Origin of the sequence: Enterococcus sp. DIV0210g (assembly GCF_050559705.1) — a bacterium.
Lineage (GTDB): Bacteria > Bacillota > Bacilli > Lactobacillales > Enterococcaceae > Enterococcus_B > Enterococcus_B faecalis_A.
The window spans coordinates 1,904,033-1,920,567 of record NZ_CP187903.1 but is presented as its reverse complement, the minus strand read 5'-3'; the positions used below and the strand labels follow the sequence as shown (position 1 = coordinate 1,920,567).

At 40.2% G+C, this 16,535-nt stretch carries 20 protein-coding genes and 1 riboswitch; of the genes, 15 read left to right on the top strand and 5 right to left on the bottom strand.

Annotation, left to right across the window (positions count from 1 at the left end):
* Position 1: 1 nt before the first annotated feature.
* Complete coding sequence (locus IGI64_RS09365; protein WP_429940271.1) at positions 2-757, bottom strand: exodeoxyribonuclease III; 756 nt, start codon at positions 755-757, stop codon at positions 2-4.
* A gap of 99 nt (positions 758-856) precedes the next feature.
* On the opposite strand from IGI64_RS09365, the gene IGI64_RS09360 reads away from it, so the two are divergent.
* From IGI64_RS09360 to IGI64_RS09300, 13 genes are all read left to right on the top strand, one after another.
* Positions 857-1,774 carry a Gfo/Idh/MocA family protein gene (locus IGI64_RS09360; protein WP_429940270.1) on the top strand — a complete coding sequence of 306 codons (918 nt, stop codon included), beginning with the start codon at positions 857-859 and terminating at the stop codon, positions 1,772-1,774.
* Between the two features lie 104 nt (positions 1,775-1,878).
* The gene (murB, locus tag IGI64_RS09355) at positions 1,879-2,784 is read left to right on the top strand and encodes a UDP-N-acetylmuramate dehydrogenase (RefSeq protein ID WP_429940269.1); all 906 of its coding nucleotides are present in this window, start codon (positions 1,879-1,881) and stop codon (positions 2,782-2,784) included.
* A 208-nt stretch (positions 2,785-2,992) separates the two neighbouring features.
* Positions 2,993-3,361: a dihydroneopterin aldolase gene (gene folB / locus IGI64_RS09350; RefSeq protein ID WP_429940268.1), complete on the top strand. Its 369-nt coding sequence runs from the start codon at positions 2,993-2,995 to the stop codon at positions 3,359-3,361.
* Positions 3,358-3,843, top strand: coding sequence for a 2-amino-4-hydroxy-6-hydroxymethyldihydropteridine diphosphokinase (folK, locus tag IGI64_RS09345; RefSeq protein WP_429940267.1), 486 nt, complete (start codon positions 3,358-3,360; stop codon positions 3,841-3,843). Before folB ends, folK begins: the two co-directional genes overlap by 4 nt.
* Positions 3,844-3,849: 6 nt before the next feature.
* A complete protein-coding gene (folE, locus tag IGI64_RS09340) occupies positions 3,850-4,413 on the top strand; it encodes a GTP cyclohydrolase I FolE (RefSeq protein ID WP_429940266.1) in 564 nt (187 codons plus the stop codon).
* Positions 4,410-4,988, top strand: a complete 579-nt coding sequence (locus IGI64_RS09335; RefSeq protein WP_429940265.1) for a non-canonical purine NTP pyrophosphatase — start codon at positions 4,410-4,412, stop codon at positions 4,986-4,988. Before folE ends, IGI64_RS09335 begins: the two co-directional genes overlap by 4 nt.
* Complete coding sequence (folP, locus tag IGI64_RS09330; protein WP_429940264.1) at positions 4,981-5,766, top strand: dihydropteroate synthase; 786 nt, start codon at positions 4,981-4,983, stop codon at positions 5,764-5,766. The genes IGI64_RS09335 and folP overlap by 8 nt, the downstream gene beginning before the upstream one ends.
* A 99-nt stretch (positions 5,767-5,865) precedes the next feature.
* Positions 5,866-6,000: riboswitch (FMN riboswitch) on the top strand.
* Between the two features lie 120 nt (positions 6,001-6,120).
* Positions 6,121-7,176, top strand: a complete 1,056-nt coding sequence (ribD, locus tag IGI64_RS09325) for a bifunctional diaminohydroxyphosphoribosylaminopyrimidine deaminase/5-amino-6-(5-phosphoribosylamino)uracil reductase RibD (protein ID WP_429940263.1) — start codon at positions 6,121-6,123, stop codon at positions 7,174-7,176.
* A gap of 1 nt (position 7,177) precedes the next feature.
* The gene (locus IGI64_RS09320; RefSeq protein ID WP_429940262.1) at positions 7,178-7,777 is read left to right on the top strand and encodes a riboflavin synthase; all 600 of its coding nucleotides are present in this window, start codon (positions 7,178-7,180) and stop codon (positions 7,775-7,777) included.
* Positions 7,778-7,795: 18 nt separating this feature from the next.
* Positions 7,796-8,971 (top strand): GTP cyclohydrolase II, encoded by a 1,176-nt coding sequence (gene ribA, locus IGI64_RS09315; protein WP_429940261.1) that lies wholly within the window; start codon positions 7,796-7,798, stop codon positions 8,969-8,971.
* 14 nt (positions 8,972-8,985) lie between these two features.
* The gene (ribH, locus tag IGI64_RS09310; protein ID WP_016623342.1) at positions 8,986-9,447 is read left to right on the top strand and encodes a 6,7-dimethyl-8-ribityllumazine synthase; all 462 of its coding nucleotides are present in this window, start codon (positions 8,986-8,988) and stop codon (positions 9,445-9,447) included.
* Positions 9,448-9,547: 100 nt separating this feature from the next.
* Positions 9,548-10,198, top strand: a complete 651-nt coding sequence (locus IGI64_RS09305) for an SDR family oxidoreductase (RefSeq protein ID WP_429940260.1) — start codon at positions 9,548-9,550, stop codon at positions 10,196-10,198.
* Complete coding sequence (locus IGI64_RS09300; RefSeq protein WP_429940259.1) at positions 10,195-11,175, top strand: NAD(P)H-quinone oxidoreductase; 981 nt, start codon at positions 10,195-10,197, stop codon at positions 11,173-11,175. The genes IGI64_RS09305 and IGI64_RS09300 overlap by 4 nt, the downstream gene beginning before the upstream one ends.
* A 567-nt stretch (positions 11,176-11,742) precedes the next feature.
* Here IGI64_RS09300 and IGI64_RS09295 read toward each other — a convergent pair.
* Genes IGI64_RS09295 through IGI64_RS09280 form a run of 4 tightly spaced genes read right to left on the bottom strand, consistent with a single transcriptional unit; the run spans position 11,743 to position 14,652 of the window.
* On the bottom strand, positions 11,743-12,360 hold the full coding sequence (locus IGI64_RS09295; protein WP_429940258.1) for an ECF transporter S component: 618 nt from the start codon (positions 12,358-12,360) through the stop codon (positions 11,743-11,745).
* Between the two features lie 17 nt (positions 12,361-12,377).
* Complete coding sequence (gene coaC, locus IGI64_RS09290) at positions 12,378-12,929, bottom strand: phosphopantothenoylcysteine decarboxylase (RefSeq protein ID WP_429940257.1); 552 nt, start codon at positions 12,927-12,929, stop codon at positions 12,378-12,380.
* Positions 12,926-13,666, bottom strand: coding sequence for a phosphopantothenate--cysteine ligase (locus tag IGI64_RS09285; protein ID WP_429940256.1), 741 nt, complete (start codon positions 13,664-13,666; stop codon positions 12,926-12,928). Before IGI64_RS09285 ends, coaC begins: the two co-directional genes overlap by 4 nt.
* Positions 13,663-14,652: an acryloyl-CoA reductase gene (locus IGI64_RS09280; protein ID WP_429940255.1), complete on the bottom strand. Its 990-nt coding sequence runs from the start codon at positions 14,650-14,652 to the stop codon at positions 13,663-13,665. The genes IGI64_RS09285 and IGI64_RS09280 overlap by 4 nt, the downstream gene beginning before the upstream one ends.
* A 225-nt stretch (positions 14,653-14,877) precedes the next feature.
* On the opposite strand from IGI64_RS09280, the gene IGI64_RS09275 reads away from it, so the two are divergent.
* Entirely contained in the window at positions 14,878-15,420 is a 543-nt protein-coding gene (locus IGI64_RS09275) for an XRE family transcriptional regulator (RefSeq protein WP_034861424.1), read from the top strand.
* Between the two features lie 20 nt (positions 15,421-15,440).
* Positions 15,441-16,526: an ABC transporter ATP-binding protein gene (locus tag IGI64_RS09270; protein ID WP_429940254.1), complete on the top strand. Its 1,086-nt coding sequence runs from the start codon at positions 15,441-15,443 to the stop codon at positions 16,524-16,526.
* Positions 16,527-16,535: the final 9 nt, after the last annotated feature.

Here is a 16,535-nt window from a genome sequence, read left to right as displayed (position 1 = left end):
CTTAACAATTGATCTCTAATTCGACTGGACAATGGTCGCTTCCAAAAATATCTGTATGGATTTTAGCACTGATCAGCTGATTTGTTAAACGTTTTGACGTCAAAAAGTAATCGATTCGCCAACCAGCGTTATTTTTACGTGCATTGAAGCGATAACTCCACCAAGAATAAACGCCTTCTTTATCTGGATAAAAATGACGGAAGGTATCCGTAAAGCCGCTTTCCAGCAAAGTAGTGAATTTTTCGCGTTCTTCTGGCGTAAACCCAGCACTTTTCTGGTTTGTTTTCCAGTTTTTCAAATCAATATTTTGATGAGCCACGTTCAAATCGCCGCAAATAATCACAGGTTTTTGTTCGTCCAACTTAAGCAAAAATTCTCTAAATGCATCTTCCCAAAGCATCCGGTAACTCAAACGCTGCAGTTCGCTTTGGGTATTTGGTGTATAACAAGTAACAACGTAAAATCCAGGATATTCAAGAGTGATCAAACGTCCCTCTTGATCAAATTCCTTGATGCCCATTCCATAAATAACGTTTTGAGCAGGTTCTTTTGCAAAAATGGCTGTACCAGAATAGCCTTTTTTCTCAGCATAATTCCAATATTGATGGTAACCTGGAAAATCCAGCTCGATTTGGCCTTCTTGCAGTTTAGTTTCTTGCAGACAGAAAAAATCTGCTTCAAATTCATTGAATACATCTAAAAAGTTCTTTTTCACAATGGCTCGCAAGCCGTTAACATTCCAAGAAATGAGTTTCAAAAAAATCACACTCCATCGTTTTCATTCGGTTTCTTTCTCTTCATTCTAACGAAAAATAGTGTAAGATGGAAGTAGGCAAAACAAGTGGAGGGAAAATAGATGAAAATTGGTGTTATTGGAATCGGAAATATTGCGGAAAAGGCTTATTTACCAACCTATGCGGCACATCAAGGAACACTTGATTTTTATTTTGCAACACGAAATGAAGAGACATTACAGAGAATCAGTGCGCGTTATGGATTTACCCATTTGTATCATACGATCGATGAGCTGCTGGAGCAAAAAATCGAAGCGTGTATGATCCATGCCGCGACATCTGCTCATTATACGTTAGCTAAGAAATGTTTGGAACAAGGCATTCATGTCTTTATTGACAAGCCTTTAAGTGTCAATCTTCAAGAAATCGAAGAGCTTCAAGCGTTAGCTGAAGAAAAAAATGTTTTATTGATGGTTGGTTTCAATCGCCGGTTTGCACCAATGGTCGAATCGCTGAAATCTTTACCTGACAAACGGGTATTTACATTAGAAAAAAACCGTATAGCTGCTAAAGAGACCACAGAGTTTGTTATTTATGATCTGTTTTTACATTTGGTTGATACAGCTGTTTACTTATTGGATGATCCAATCATTCATATCAAAAGCCGCATTCGCGAAAAAGACGGCTATCTAGAGTGGGCCTTTTTACATTTAGAAACAAAAGATCATGCCGCAATCGTCACAATGGATCTGAACAGCGGAGCGAATACTGAAAATTATCAAGTAACAGCCAAACAAGGGACGTACCGACTGGAAAATCTTGTTCATTTGGAACAAAAAAATCCAGAAGGAACAAATGTTATTGAATTTGGCGATTGGGAAACGACACTAGTAAAACGAGGCTTTGAGCCAATGGTCGAAGCATTTTTTGAACAAATCCAAGGAAAACAAGATTTGGAAGCTTTACGCCAGAAAAATATTTATCTCAGCCATAAAATCTGTGAGCAGATGCTCCGAGAATATGAACGTCATCAGTTTTGATTTTCTTTTTTAGGTAAAAAAACCGTTTCTTCTGCCCCTCTAGCCAGTTGGAGGCGAGCATGATAGAATAATGGAGACGTTTGATAAAGAAAGGAAAATCCTCAGTGAATAAAAAAGAAATCGTACAAAGCTTACCAGAAATCACTTTGCTGATAGATGAACCGTTGATGAATTACACATTTACGAAAACAGGCGGTCCTGCAGACGTATTAGCATTTCCTAAAAATCGGGAAGAAGTAAAAAAATTAGTCGATTATGCACGAGACAAAGAAATCTCTTGGCTTGTTTTGGGCAACGCCAGCAATTTAATTGTTCGTGACGGCGGTATCCGCGGTCTAGTCATCATGTTGACAGAAATGAATGAGATTCGTGTAGACGGAACAATCGTCACAGCAGAAGCCGGAGCTAAATTGATCGATACAACTTACGCAGCATTAGCAGAATCATTGACAGGCTTTGAGTTTGCCTGCGGGATCCCCGGAAGTGTCGGCGGAGCAGTCTATATGAATGCAGGTGCTTACGGCGGAGAAATCAAGGATGTTTTTGCTGAAGCAGATATTTTATTTGCTGATGGAACGATCCGGACGATGACGCAAGAAGAAATGGGGTTTGCGTATCGCCATAGTCAAATCCAAGACGAAGACGCAATCGTTTTGGCTGCCAGATTCCAATTGGTGCAAGGGGAATATGATCTGATCAAAGCAAGAATGGACGAACTGACAGAATTGCGCGAATCAAAACAACCTTTAGAATATCCTTCATGCGGCAGTGTCTTCAAACGTCCGCAAGGCCACTATACTGGACAATTGATCCAACAAGCAGGTCTTCAAGGAATGCGCTGGGGCGGTGTACAAATCTCAGAGAAACACGCAGGATTTATCGTGAATATCGATCACGCAACAGCGACAGATTACGTGGATCTGATTGCGCATATCCAAGAAGAAATCAAGAAAAAATTCGATGTGGTATTAGAAACAGAAGTCCGTATCATCGGAGAAGAAAAAGAATAACGTTTAAAACGAACCTCGCCAGGAAAAAACAGCTGGCGGGGCTTTTTGTTGCTTATAAAACGTTTTTCCAATGAAAAAAGAGTCTAAAGACGAACGATCCTCGTGCTTTTACGCTATCTTTTTCGTCCATCTTATCCTACAATAGATTTTATAGAAAATTTTGCAGCAAAATCTTACTTTAAAAAAACAACGAGATGAGGGAAATGGATTGGGAAAAATCAGAATAAACAACATGCGATTCTACACATTCAATGGCGTACTAGAAGAAGAACAAGTTTTGGGACAAAACATTGAAATAGATATTCAACTGGAAACACCTTTTGATGCACCAAGTGCAGATGATGACTTAGAAAAAACAATCAATTACGCAGAAGTTTACACATTGATCAAAAACTATGTTGAAAACCATTCATTCAAATTGATGGAAACACTTGCTCAAAGGCTTTTGGAAGAGATTTGCGAAAAATATCAAGAAAAACTGACACATATTCTGCTTCGCGTTAGAAAATACCATGTGCCGATTTCAGGGATTTTTGACAATATAGAGATCGAAGTAGAAAGAAGTTTAGAAAAATGAAAGCATATTTAGGATTGGGAAGCAATCTTGGGGATAGAAAAGAACACCTTGCCCAAGCAATGTTTTTATTAGATCAGCAAGAAGGCATCCGTGTACTGAAAAAATCTAAACTATATGAAACAAAACCTTATGGAGAGGTGCCGCAAGGAAATTATTTGAATGCAGTGATCGAAATCGAGACAAGCTTGGAGCCATTAGACTTACTAAAAAAGGTCAATGCAATCGAAAAGCAGCTGAAAAGAGAACGTACGATTCGCTGGGGTCCCAGAACCCTTGACATCGATATTTTGTTGATGGACGAAATCAGTATGGATACACCTGTTTTGACGATTCCACACAAAGAATTAACAAAGCGTTCATTCGTACTCGTTCCATTAAGAGACGTTTACCCAACGGATGAATTATTTGGGCAATCATTTGAAAAATGGATAAAAGAGACGCAGAATGTTGAGGATATTATCGATTGTGAAGAAAGTTGGTAGAAAAAAATGGAACGTTATCAAAAAGAAAAAATCGAAAACGCCGTTCGGGATATTTTGGAAGCAGTGGGTGAAGATATTCATCGTGAAGGATTGATTGAGACACCTGCGCGAGTAGCCAATATGTATGAAGAAATTTTTTCTTCAGTAACAAAAAACAAATTCGAAGAGAACAAAGTATTTTCTAGTTTAAACGAAGAAGACATGGTTATCGTGAAAGATATTGGTTTTTATTCTATGTGTGAACATCATCTATTACCATTTTTTGGGAAAGTCCATATTGCTTATATCCCAGCAGGCAAAAAAGTGAGCGGTCTAAGCAAGCTTGCGCGAATGGTCGATTTTTGTGCCAAACGCCCGAATGTCCAAGAGAATATGACGATCCAGATTGCTGAATTGCTGAAAGAAGAAGTGCGTCCTGCAGGGATTGCGGTTTCTATCGAAGCAGAGCATCTTTGTATGGCAATGAGAGGAATCAAAGCATCCGGAAGTACGACAAAAACGTTCCATTATGAAGGATATTTCAAAAATGATCCCCTCCTGAGACAAGAATTCCTAGAGGCGCTGCGATGAGAGAAATCATCGCAGCCAGCAACAACCAAGGAAAGATCCAAGAACTGCAAAAAGCCGCTTCTTCTGTTGAAATCGTTTCTTATCTTAGCTACGGAGAAAAAACAGAAGCGGCAGAAACTGGAGAATCTTATCTTGAAAATGCCTTAATCAAAGCAGAAACAGTTGGCAAGTTTCTGCATCGTCCAGTAATGGGCGATGACGGCGGATTGGAACTTGCCGCTTTTCCCAATCATTTAGGACTTTATACGGCAAGAGAACTTTCATCTTACAAAACAGATACTGAAAAGAATGAATATATCTTGAAGCTGCTTAAAGGAAAAGAAGAACGTTCTTGTGTATTGCAGGCCGCCCTTGCATACTATAGACCGGGGAAAGAACCTATCCAAATCATCGAAAAGCTTGTGGGAGAGATTGCTTTAGAACAAACAGGCACAAATGGTTATGGTTTTGATTCGATTATTTGGATTCCTGAAAAAAATAGGACTTTAGGAGAAATGACTTTAGAAGAACGGAATCATTTTAGTCCAAGAATTCGGGCATTTCGTAAATTATTGAGGAGGCTTGAACATGTTTGATACGATGTTGGAAAAGAAGCAGGTCATGGGGATCTTGAATGTAACACCTGATTCATTTTCTGATGGCGGACGTTATGTTGATCCTGCCCAAGCCGTTGAGCGTGGGCGCTTGCTGATCCAAGAAGAAGCTGATATTTTAGATATTGGCGGGCAGTCTACGCGTCCGGGTTATGTAGAGGTTTCGGCAGAAGAAGAGATTGCGCGAGTGATTCCGGTGATCAAAGAAATCCGCCGTTTTTCGACTATTCCGATTTCTGTCGATACGTATTTTCCTAAAGTAGCCGCAGCAGCGCTTGAAGTTGGGGCATCCATCATCAATGATGTCAGAGGCTTAGATACACTTGGTATGAAAGAGCTCGTCCATCACTATCAACCACCAGTAATCATCATGCATTCGAGAAAAAGAAAAAGAGAATGGACAGCAGCGCAAGACATCCAACGATTTTATGAGGAAAAACTTGAAGAATGTGAAAAATTAGGATTGGCTCGAGAAAAAATCTGTTTCGATCCAGGTGTTGGCTTCGGTAAAACCACTGAAGAAAATATCGAAATGATCCGAAACCCCAAAGCCTTCATCATACCAGGAATAGCTAGTTTATATGGCGTTTCTCGTAAAAGAGTGATTGGCCATTTAACTGGTGAAAATGAACCGGCTAATCGAGATTACGGAACAATCTCAGCCTCTCTTTGTGTTTTGGAAAAAGGAGTAAACATTGTCCGTGTGCACAATGTAAAAGGCATGAAAGATGCGTTGAAGGTATGGGAGATTTGCCATTGAGTACCTTGAAAATAACAATTGAACCACTCAATCAAGGATATCGTTAATACATCGTTGACGAAAATCTGAAAGTTCTCTATAATCAAAAATGAATTAAATATGTTTCTTCGGGGCAGGGTGTAATTCCCGACCGACGGTGACAAGGAAACTTGAAGTCCGTGACCCGCAATATTTGCGGTTGATCTAGTGTGAATCTAGAACCGACAGTTAAAGTCTGGATGGGAGAAGAAAAACTTATCGAAAAATGATAGGGAAAGTGTATGCTTTTTTTGTCATGGCTTCTTTGAGTTTGCCTATTTTTTGCCTCGTGGATAGAATCCACGGGGCTTTTTTGTTTGGAAAGGAGGAATTTTTTTGCATGAACTATTTATGAGAGCAGCGATCCAAGAAGCGCAAAAAGGGAAAGGACGTACATTCACCAATCCTTTAGTAGGCGCAGTGATCGTTCATCAAGAAAAAATCATCGCAACTGGTGCTCATTTGAGATATGGCGAAGCACACGCAGAGAAAAATGCGATTAAATCATGTAAAACTCCCGAAAAACTATCTAATTCAACCATTTATGTCACACTGGAACCTTGCAGCCATTTTGGCAAACAGCCGCCTTGTGTCAATGCAATCATTGAAAGTGGGATCAAAAGAGTCGTTATAGGACAGCTTGATCCGAATCCCATTGTTTCTGGGAAAGGCAAAGCGCTTCTAGAACAGCATGGCATTGAGGTCACCACAGGAATGTTGGAGGAAGAAGTACGACAGTTGAATCCTTTTTACAACTTTTATTTTGAGAATAAGCGCCCCTTCATCACATTGAAGCAAGCAGTTTCTTTGGATGGGAAAGTTGCGTTAAAGCAGCAGCGCACCTCTTTGACAGGACAAGAAGCGAATAAAAAAGTCCGAGAAGAACGAGGAAATTATCAAGCGATTTTGGTAGGAAGTGAAACGGTTTTGATTGATGATCCGTTACTGCTTCCGGCGGGAAATTTGGAATTTCCGTCGTATCGTGTGGTATTGGATCGAAGAGGCCGTCTTTTTGAACGCAAAGATTTGAAGATCTTTCAAGATGAAACAGGTCCAGTATTGATTTTTACCGAAAAAAACGTTAAAGAAAATTTATCTGCAAATAGTGAAGTTATTTTTCAATCGACTGTCACAATCAAATCTGTGATTGAAGAACTAGCAAAACGAGGCGTCCAATCTATTTACGTGGAAGGCGGAGCGACTATCCACGATGCCTTTTTAGCAAGCGAATGCTGGGATCAGCTGATTACTTATATTGCGCCGAAATTATTAGGCGGAAATAATACGCCTAGTTTTTCCAGTTTGCGCATCACCAAAAAAACAATACTGTTAACGGAAATCCAAGTTGAAGCAGTAGGAAACGATATACGAATTGCTGGGAGGAAAGCTTGACATGTTTACTGGCCTTATCCAAGAAAAAGGAAAAATCACTAGAATGCATCGTTCTGGACAGACGATCAAACTGACTTGCCAAGCCTCGAATCAGTTGTTAAACGGTTATCGAATTGGTGATAGTATGGCAATCAATGGCGTTTGTTTGACAGCTGTTACAATCGACAATCAGCAGTTTACAGTGGACATCATGCCGGAGACTTTTCAGCGAACGACATTTTCACGTTTGAAGATCAATGATGAAGTGAATCTGGAACGCGCACTTATGTATAACGGACGTTTAGAAGGGCATTTAGTTGCTGGCCATGTCGATGTGACTTCTCGACTTTTACAAAAGAGAACGAAAGAAAACGCATTGATTTTGACTTTTGAACTATCCCCTTTTTTACATGGAGAAATTATTCCGCAAGGTTCTGTTGCAATCAATGGTGTCAGTTTGACAGTGACCGATGTCTCCAGCCGCAATTTTTCCATCAGTCTGATCCCGCATTCAAAAGACCAGACGAATCTAGGAAAATTGAACCAAGGAGATTATGTAAATATCGAGACAGACATGATTGGAAAATATTTGAAATACCAAACAAAACAAATCGGCAAGTAAGCCGAAAGGAGCTTTTTTATGGAAAGAGAAAAAATCCAAGCAGCGATTGCTCGGTTAAGAAAAGGCGAATTGATCATTGTTGCAGATGATGAAGATCGAGAAGCGGAAGGTGATCTAGTAGGGATTGCCGATCTAGTAACTGCAGAGTCGGTCAACTTTATGACAAAACAGGCAAGAGGGCTGATTTGTGCACCTATCTCTCAGCGGATCGCCAAGCGTTTAAAGTTAGCTGAAATGGTCGAAAAAAATACAGATAGTTTCGGCACGGCATTCACAATCAGCGTGGACCACAAAGACACGACAACAGGCATTTCTGCGCATGAACGTGCTCGCACGATCCAAGCTTTAGCAGAAGAAACGGAACAAGCAGCTTTTCATCGTCCGGGACATATTTTCCCATTGATTGGTAAAGACGGTGGAGTGCTAGTACGAAGAGGGCACACAGAAGCGGCGCTGGATTTAGCAAAATTGACCAACGAATCAGAAGCTGCCTATATTTGTGAAATCTTAAATGAAGACGGAACAATGGCAAGACGTCCAGAATTAGAAAAATTAGCTGAAAAATGGTCCATGCCGATGATTACAGTGGAGGATTTGGCTGCTTATTTAAGTGAAGAACTCTTGACCGTTAAATTGCCTACAAGTTATGGCGATTTTGATTTGACATTATTTGAAGAAGAAGGAAAAGAACATCTGCTGCTTTCAAAAGGAGACATTCGTGGAACCGATGAGCCTGTCCTTGTTCGTCTCCATTCAGAATGTTTGACGGGTGATGTTTTTGGTTCTCACCGCTGTGATTGCGGCGAACAATTGCACGAAGCGATGCGGATGATCCAAGCAGAAGGAAAAGGTGCGATTTTATATCTGCGGCAAGAAGGACGAGGAATTGGCCTGAAAAACAAACTGCGTGCCTATCAGCTGCAGGAAAATGGGCGCGATACTTTCGAAGCAAATGTCGAACTTGGATTTGGACCAGATGAAAGAGATTACCATTTCGCAGCAAGTATGCTGGATTCTTTTGGTATCAAAACAGTCAAACTTATAACAAACAATCCAGATAAAATCGAAAAATTGAACTCTTTCGGAATAAATGTGGCAGAACGTATCGCTGTCGAAATCGAACCAGTATCAGAAAATCAAAAATATTTGAAAACAAAAAAAGAAAAATTCAATCACCTGTTATCGATTGGATAAAAAAGGAGAAAATAATGACAACATTTGAAGGCAAGTTTCATGGAGAAGATATCAAAGTAGGCATCGTGATTGCACGATTTAACGAATTTATCACTTCAAAATTATTGAGCGGAGCCGTCGACAACTTACTGCGTCATGGTGTAAAAGAAGAAAATATCGATATCTACTGGGTGCCGGGTGCATTTGAGATCCCATTTATCACAAAAAAATTAGTAAAGAAACAAGCATATGATGGAATCTTGACATTAGGTGCAGTTATCAGAGGTGCGACGACACATTATGAATTAGTGACAAACGAAGTAGCAAAAGGAGTCGCTCACATTGGATTAGATTCAGATATACCTGTGTTATTTGGTGTTTTGACTACTGAAACGATTGAACAAGCCATTGAGCGAGCTGGAACAAAAGCGGGGAACAAAGGAAGCGAAGTTGCGCAAGGAATGCTTGAAATGATTTCGTTGAATAAACAGATTTAAAATCATTTCTATTTATTAGAAGGTTAAGAAAGAGCTGCATAGCTCTTTCTTAACCTTTTTTTCTGCTTCGTGGTACTATAAACGTGAAAGGGTGATGAACATGAATATTTTTGTAATCGGAGCAAACGGACAAATCGGCCGTCATCTCATCGAAAAACTAGCAAATACAGAACATACTGTTGCAGCTGGCGTACGAGATGTTGCTTCACAATCTTTAGTGAAGGCAGAAAATGTCCAATATAAGTCATTTGACTTGAGTTGGTCTGTTGAACAAATGGCAGATGCATTTGAAGGAATCGATGTACTGTTATTTACGGCGGGTTCACAAGGCAAGAATCTTTTACAAGTAGATTTAGATGGCGCCATCAAAACGATGATTGCTGCAGAAAAAGCGTCTGTCACTCGATACATCATGATCAGTGCTGTCTGGGCTGAAGAACGAGAAAAATGGCCAGAATCAATGACAGATTATTATATTACAAAGCATTATGCGGATGAATGGCTGAAAAACCAAACCAATCTGGATTATGTGATCATCCAGCCTGTAGCTTTAACAAATGAGGCAGAAGAAATGATCCAGCTTACAGAGCCCGGAAAAACAGCTGGAAAAACAATCAGCAGAAGTTCAGTAGCAGAAGTCTTAGCTGAAATAATCGATTTTCCAAAAATCTCACGTACAACACTTGTCCTATCTAACGGAGAAAACCAAGTGAAAGAAGCTTTATCACACATCGAGGAGGCTGCAAAATGAGAGCTGTAACGGTTGAACGTCCAGGATCAGCGGATATGTTGAGGGTCGTAGATCGCCCTATGCCAGAACCCCTTCCTGGACAATTATTAGTAAAAGTACACGCTGCATCGGTCAATCGCACAGATATTCTGTGGCGGGAAAATGCGTCTCTCAAACCACCTTATCCAGTATTAGGTGTCGAAGTGTCAGGAGAAGTGGTCAAAAATAACAGTAATGACACACGTTTTTCAGAAGGAACTCGCGTTTTCGGTTTAGTTAATCTAGGCGGGTATGCAGAATATGCACTTCTACCTGCTGATCGGGCAATGATTGTACCTGATAACTTGGATTATACTGAAGCAGCAGGGATTTCTGAAGTATTTTTGACGGCTTATCAGACGCTTTATTGGTTAGGAAAACTGAAAAAGAACGATACAGTATTGATCCATGCTGGGGCAAGCGGAGTAGGAACGGCTGCAATCCAGTTAGCAAAACAGCTTTCAGAAGCACAAGTTATCGTTACAGCAGGATCTGAAAAAAAATTGGAATTTTGCCGCCAACTGGGTGCAGACGAAACAATCAATTATAAGTCGCAAGAATTTGACAAAGAAATCGCAAAAATAACAAGTAATCGTGGTGTAGATGTTATTTTGGATTTTATTGGTGCTTCGTATTGGGAAAAGAATTTGGCTTCGATCGCAATAGACGGACGTTGGGTATTAATTGGAACTTTAGGCGGTTCAGTAGTGAAAAATGCAGATATTGGTGCGTTGATGAATAAACGTGTGCAGCTTACAGGCACATTGCTGACTCCTAGAAGTGATGAATACAAAGCGGAATTGACCCAAGAATTTTATCAGAAAGCCGCTTCTGCTTTTGAAGAAGGGAAAATCCGTCCAATCATCGACCGGACGTTCCCGCTAGAAAACGTGCATCAAGCACAACAATATATGGAAGCAGACAAAAATATCGGGAAAATTATTTTGACGATTGAATAACTATCATAGAAAAAAGGAAGCTCAGCCAAATGCTGAGCTTCCTTTTTTCTTTTGTACTTGAGTCTGAACAGATTTTTCATGACCTCTAGCAAACGGTGTTCACTCAGCTGCTTCTCGGCACTAAGTCAAATTTTTACAAAAGTCTGAGAAGCGACTTTCGAAAAATCTTCCTTACTGCTCAAAGCAAAGCGCTGAGTTCACAACCTCTATTTAAACGGTGTTCACAACATTGCTTCTTCGGAATTAAGTTCAAAAAAGCCAAAAACATGAGAAGCTGTTTTTCCTTTTTTGTCCTTAATTCTTGAAGCAGAACATGTTGCTCACAACCTCTGCTTAAACGGTGTTCAAGAACCAACTCCTTCGGCATTAATTCAAAATTTCGCAAAATATGAGAAGCTATTTTACGAAATTCTTCTTTAATGCTCGGAGCTTAACGGTTCTTTCACGACCTCTGTATAAACGGTGTTCAAAAGCTAGCCTCTGCGGCAATAAGCTTTTTCCATAAAAAATGTAAGAAGCCATTTTCTCTGGAAAAAGAATCTTATTGCTTGAGTCTAAACAGCTTTTTCACGACCTCTGTAATTTCAACAAAACACCTGTTACTGCTGCTGTCGCTATTCCGGCTACGAGAGCTTCCGGCACGCCGCTAGTAAAAATCACAGTCAATATTGCTCCATAAACAGCATTTCCCGTTTGTCCAATGACTTGGGCATAATCTTGCTGGAAGAGCAGATAGATCATATTCATGACTAAAATCGTATTTACTAATGATCCAGCGATTCCAGCAATGAAAAGAGGCACTGGATTTTTTTGGGTCTTCAGCCATTTCTTCGTCCATTTGTAGACAAAGAAAGGAACAATGCCGATCAAGATTCTTGGTATAAATGCAATCAGCAATGCTTTCCAGCTGCCGTGGTCTGTGCCGATCACTGGAATGAAGGGAGAAAACACAAAAGAAAGCGGCGTCGGGATAACTGTACTGCGAATCATACTAATAAATCCGAAGATTCCGCCAAGGAAACCGCCGAGGCGAGGTCCCAAAACGATTGAAGCAATAATAACAGGAATATGCATCGTTGTTGCATTAATCGGACCTAAAGGCACAAATCCAAGAGGTGTTACTGCTAATAAAATCATGATTGCCAAAAACATGGCAGTCAAAGTAAATTTTTTTGTATTTTTCATTGTTTCTTTTCCTTTATCTAAACATTTCTTTGGCTTAAAGCCATACGTGCTTGTTCAATGATTATTTGTACATCTGCCAAGGCGCCTTTTCCAAAGTCGCCGCAAGCCAATAATGATTCTCGTGGTTCGATTTCCTGATAGCCGTTTTCTTTCAAAAATGCTAAATTCCGCTGATGGATCGGATTTTGATACATGTTTGTATTCATTGCAGGAGCAATCAGTTTTGGGACTTCTGGTTTCACTGCTAAAGCGACAGTTGAAAGAAGGTCGTCGGCAATGCCGTTTGCCAACTTGCCGATAATATTTGCTGTGGCTGGCGCAATCAAGAAGAGATCTGCTCGTTTGGCTAACTCGATATGATTGATAACACTGGGATTTTTTTCTTGCATCACATCCAGATGGACCGCTTTTTTAGACAAAGACTGCAAAGTCAGCGGAGTGATGAAATGCGTACTGCTTTCGGTCATAATTACTTCGACATTGTAGCCAAGTTTCACTAGTTGGTTGGTGATATCGGCACTTTTATAGGCAGAGATACTGCCGGAAACACCTAAAAGGATCGTTTTCAACGTACATTTTCCTTTCTGTCTTTTACTTTCTGATAAATCAATTCAGCGATTTTCGCTTTTGTTTCTGCTTCTTCGACGTTCCCGTTTTTATCAAGCAAATAACCGCGATGTAAAGAATCCTTTATTTGAGAAAGGTCATTTGCCAAAACAAAATCAAGCTTATTTTTTTCTAGACTTTTTTGTGCGACGGCAAGTAATTCTTCTTTCGGAACATCAACTAAGAGCTTAAACCCAAACAGCAAAGTATTTGGCTGCCATTGGCGCAAATAGCTGATGATCTTAGGATTTTGCTTCATGATCAGCATCAAATGCTGTGTATTAGATGAGATTTTTGTTTCTGTTTCTTTGTCAGAAGGTTCCGCAAGCCAATTGTTAAAAGATTCTTGTTCAATTGGACGACCTTGCCATTTTTCAAGAAAATCTTCTTCAGAAACATTCATCACAGGGGTAAAATCACTGACAGCCATACTATGGATTACTGCATCATAGGAATGCTTTGTCAATAGTTCTTGTAATTGATTGAACAGTTCTTGTGTCGTTTCAATAAAATGGAGCGTTAAGCCTTCGTGTGCTTCAGGAAGCAACGCGGAGCGAGTCGTCACATAATCAATCTGACAATCTTGGCTAGAAAAAGCCTCGGCAATTGCTTTTCCTAATCTACCAGTTGAATGATTGGTGATCGAACGCACTTGGTCGATTCTTTCACTTGTTCCGCCAGCTGTTATTAATATTTTCAACTTTCTTCACCTACATTTACCAAAAATCTGCCTTGATGATTACCTGCCAAGACTTCTGCTGTTTTTTCCGGGAGTTGTTCTAAGCTGATTTCTTCGGTTAAAAGTGTATCAGCAAAAGATAGTTCTGCCATTTGCTGCCAGATAGCTTCGCGAACGTCTTTTTTTGTATTGACCGAATCGATTCCTAATAAATTGATCCCGCGCAAAATAAATGGCAATACAGTTGTTTCCAATTCACTGCCGCCAGCATTTCCGCATAAAGCGGCACTGCCGCCGTAATGGATCAAAGGAAGTAAACGAGTTAACTGCTGTCCGCCGACGGTATCAATAAGTCCATCGATCTGCTGTTTTCCTAAAGGTTTGGTGCGCTCTGGCAAGAATTCTTCTGGTTGAAAGACTTCTTTTGCACCTAATTTTTGCAGCCAAGTATCTGCTTCGGGTTTTCTTGAAAGGGCATAGATTTCTGTAAAACCTAAATGACGAAGCAAAGCGATAGCAATACTGCCCACACCGCCGCTTGCACCAGTGACAAAGATTCGGTGTTCTTTTTCTAATCCATGCTGCTGCAAAGCTTCAACGGCTAAAGCCGCAGTAAATCCGGCTGTCCCCAACTGCATCGCCTGCTTCAAGTTTAATCCTTTGGGCAATTTTACAAGCCATTCTGCAGGAACGCGTTGATACTGGCTGTACCCGCCAGGATGGCTGACGCCTAAGCCATAGCCTGTAAGCAGCACTTGATCACCAGGTATAAATGCTGGATTTTGGCTTTCTTCTACTGTACCTGACAAATCGATGCCTGGAGTCATGGGAAATTGGCGAAGGATCATCTTAGGCTGGTGGCAAGCAAGAGCATCTTTATAATTGACGGAAGAATAAGAGACCTTGACTAAAACATCTCCTTCTGGAAGGTCCGCAATGGTTTGATCCATAATAGTTGTTTCTGGGCTTTCATTGTTTAACACGCGCAAAGCTTTGAATGATTTCACGTAAGAAACTCCTTTCAAAATTTTCCTTTATCATACCACAAATCAAATTTTTTTTACGAGTTTCTTTCCTAGAATACGTTCACTAAACCATCCGTCAGAAAAAATCATTCTGAAAAGAAAAAAGTTGAAGAAACAGGGTTGTCTTTTTTTGAGAAATTCGTATACTAGTACAAGTGAGTAAACACCAAGTTTACTAATAGAAAACTTTGTATGCGGGGGTGTGTTATGGAGATAGGCGAGAAGTTAAGAAATCTGCGTATCCAAAAGAATTTGACACAAGAAGAATTAGGGGAACGGACAGACCTGACAAAAGGCTATATCTCGCAATTAGAACGAGATTTAAGTTCACCATCCATGGAGACATTTTTTTCAATCTTAGAAGTTCTAGGAGTCTCACCTGCGGAATTTTTCCGCCAAGATCCTTCAAAACCGCAAATCGTTTATTCTAAAGAAGACCATACGATCTATTTGGATGAAGAAAACGGCTATGAACTGGAGTGGCTGATTCCAGATTCGAATGAAAAAGAAATGGAACCTGTTTTCCTCACATTTGAGGGAGAAGGAGAATATAAAACCTTTGAACCATCTTTATCAGAAACATTTATTTTTGTTTTAACAGGAGCTGTTGAGTTAAAGTTAGGCGAAACGGTGTATTTAGCGAAAAAAGGACAGTCGATCTATTATCAGGCAACGGAAAAACATCAATTGAGAAATCATTTGAATAAAAAAACCAAAGTACTGATCGTAGCGACAAAATCATATTTGTAAGAAACAGGAGGAATGCAATCGTGGGAAAACCAATTATTTCGTTTGACCAAGTTGTGAAACGATATGATGACGAAACGGTGCTGAAAGGCGTCAGTTTTGAGATTGAACAAGGAAGATTTTATACGCTGCTTGGTCCTTCCGGCTGCGGAAAAACAACGATTTTACGAATCATTGCTGGATTCAGCGATGCAACAGAAGGCGGTATTTATTTTGAAGGTCAGCGAATCAATGAGGTTCCCGCAAACAAGCGGCAAGTAAATACGGTATTCCAAGATTATGCATTATTCCCTCATATGAATGTCTTCGATAACGTAGCTTTCGGTTTGAAAATCAAAAAATTGCCAAAAGACGAAATCACAAAAAAAGTCAAAGAAGCTTTACGTCTTGTTCAGCTTCCCGGCTATGAAAACCGAGAAATCAGTGAGATGTCTGGTGGTCAGCGCCAACGAGTTGCCATTGCACGAGCAATTGTGAACGAACCGAAAGTCCTGCTTTTAGATGAGCCGCTTTCAGCATTGGATTTGAAATTGAGAACAGATATGCAATATGAATTACGCGAACTTCAACAGCGTTTAGGTATCACTTTTATCTTCGTAACTCACGACCAAGAAGAAGCATTGGCAATGAGTGACGAGATTTTTGTCATGAATAAAGGACGCATCATCCAAAGCGGTACGCCTGTGGATATTTATGATGAGCCAATCAACCATTTTGTCGCTGATTTTGTAGGAGAAAGCAACATTGTCAACGGGACGATGATCGAGGACAACCTTGTTGAGTTTGTCGGCAAACGTTTTGAATGTGTGGATGGCGGTATGCGTCTGAATGAACCAGTCGAAGTCGTGCTTCGTCCAGAAGACTTGACAATGACAGCTCCAGAAAACGGCAAACTGGTAGTAACTGTGGATACACAATTGTTCCGTGGTGTGCATTATGAAATCATCTGTTATGACGAACAGGGAAATGAATGGATGGTCCACTCTACGAAAAAAGCAAAAGAAGGAAGCAAAGTAGGTCTTTCTTTTGAACCAGAAGATATCCATGTTATGCGTTTTAATGAAACAGAAGAAGAATTTGACGCACGACTTGAAAGTTACGAAGAGTAGGAGGGGAAT

Excerpts from the sequence above, each read along its gene's own strand:
- IGI64_RS09335 (WP_429940265.1), top strand. The coding sequence starts at position 4,410 with ATGAGAGAAATCATCGCAGCCAGCAACAACCAAGGAAAGATCCAAGAA.
- ribA (WP_429940261.1), top strand. The coding sequence starts at position 7,796 with ATGGAAAGAGAAAAAATCCAAGCAGCGATTGCTCGGTTAAGAAAAGGC.
- IGI64_RS09295 (WP_429940258.1), bottom strand. The coding sequence starts at position 12,360 with ATGAAAAATACAAAAAAATTTACTTTGACTGCCATGTTTTTGGCAATC.
- IGI64_RS09360 (WP_429940270.1), top strand. The coding sequence starts at position 857 with ATGAAAATTGGTGTTATTGGAATCGGAAATATTGCGGAAAAGGCTTAT.
- ribH (WP_016623342.1), top strand. The coding sequence starts at position 8,986 with ATGACAACATTTGAAGGCAAGTTTCATGGAGAAGATATCAAAGTAGGC.
- IGI64_RS09275 (WP_034861424.1), top strand. The coding sequence starts at position 14,878 with ATGGAGATAGGCGAGAAGTTAAGAAATCTGCGTATCCAAAAGAATTTG.
- IGI64_RS09305 (WP_429940260.1), top strand. The coding sequence starts at position 9,548 with ATGAATATTTTTGTAATCGGAGCAAACGGACAAATCGGCCGTCATCTC.
- folE (WP_429940266.1), top strand. The coding sequence starts at position 3,850 with ATGGAACGTTATCAAAAAGAAAAAATCGAAAACGCCGTTCGGGATATT.
- IGI64_RS09300 (WP_429940259.1), top strand. The coding sequence starts at position 10,195 with ATGAGAGCTGTAACGGTTGAACGTCCAGGATCAGCGGATATGTTGAGG.
- folP (WP_429940264.1), top strand. The coding sequence starts at position 4,981 with ATGTTTGATACGATGTTGGAAAAGAAGCAGGTCATGGGGATCTTGAAT.
- IGI64_RS09320 (WP_429940262.1), top strand. The coding sequence starts at position 7,178 with ATGTTTACTGGCCTTATCCAAGAAAAAGGAAAAATCACTAGAATGCAT.
- folK (WP_429940267.1), top strand. The coding sequence starts at position 3,358 with ATGAAAGCATATTTAGGATTGGGAAGCAATCTTGGGGATAGAAAAGAA.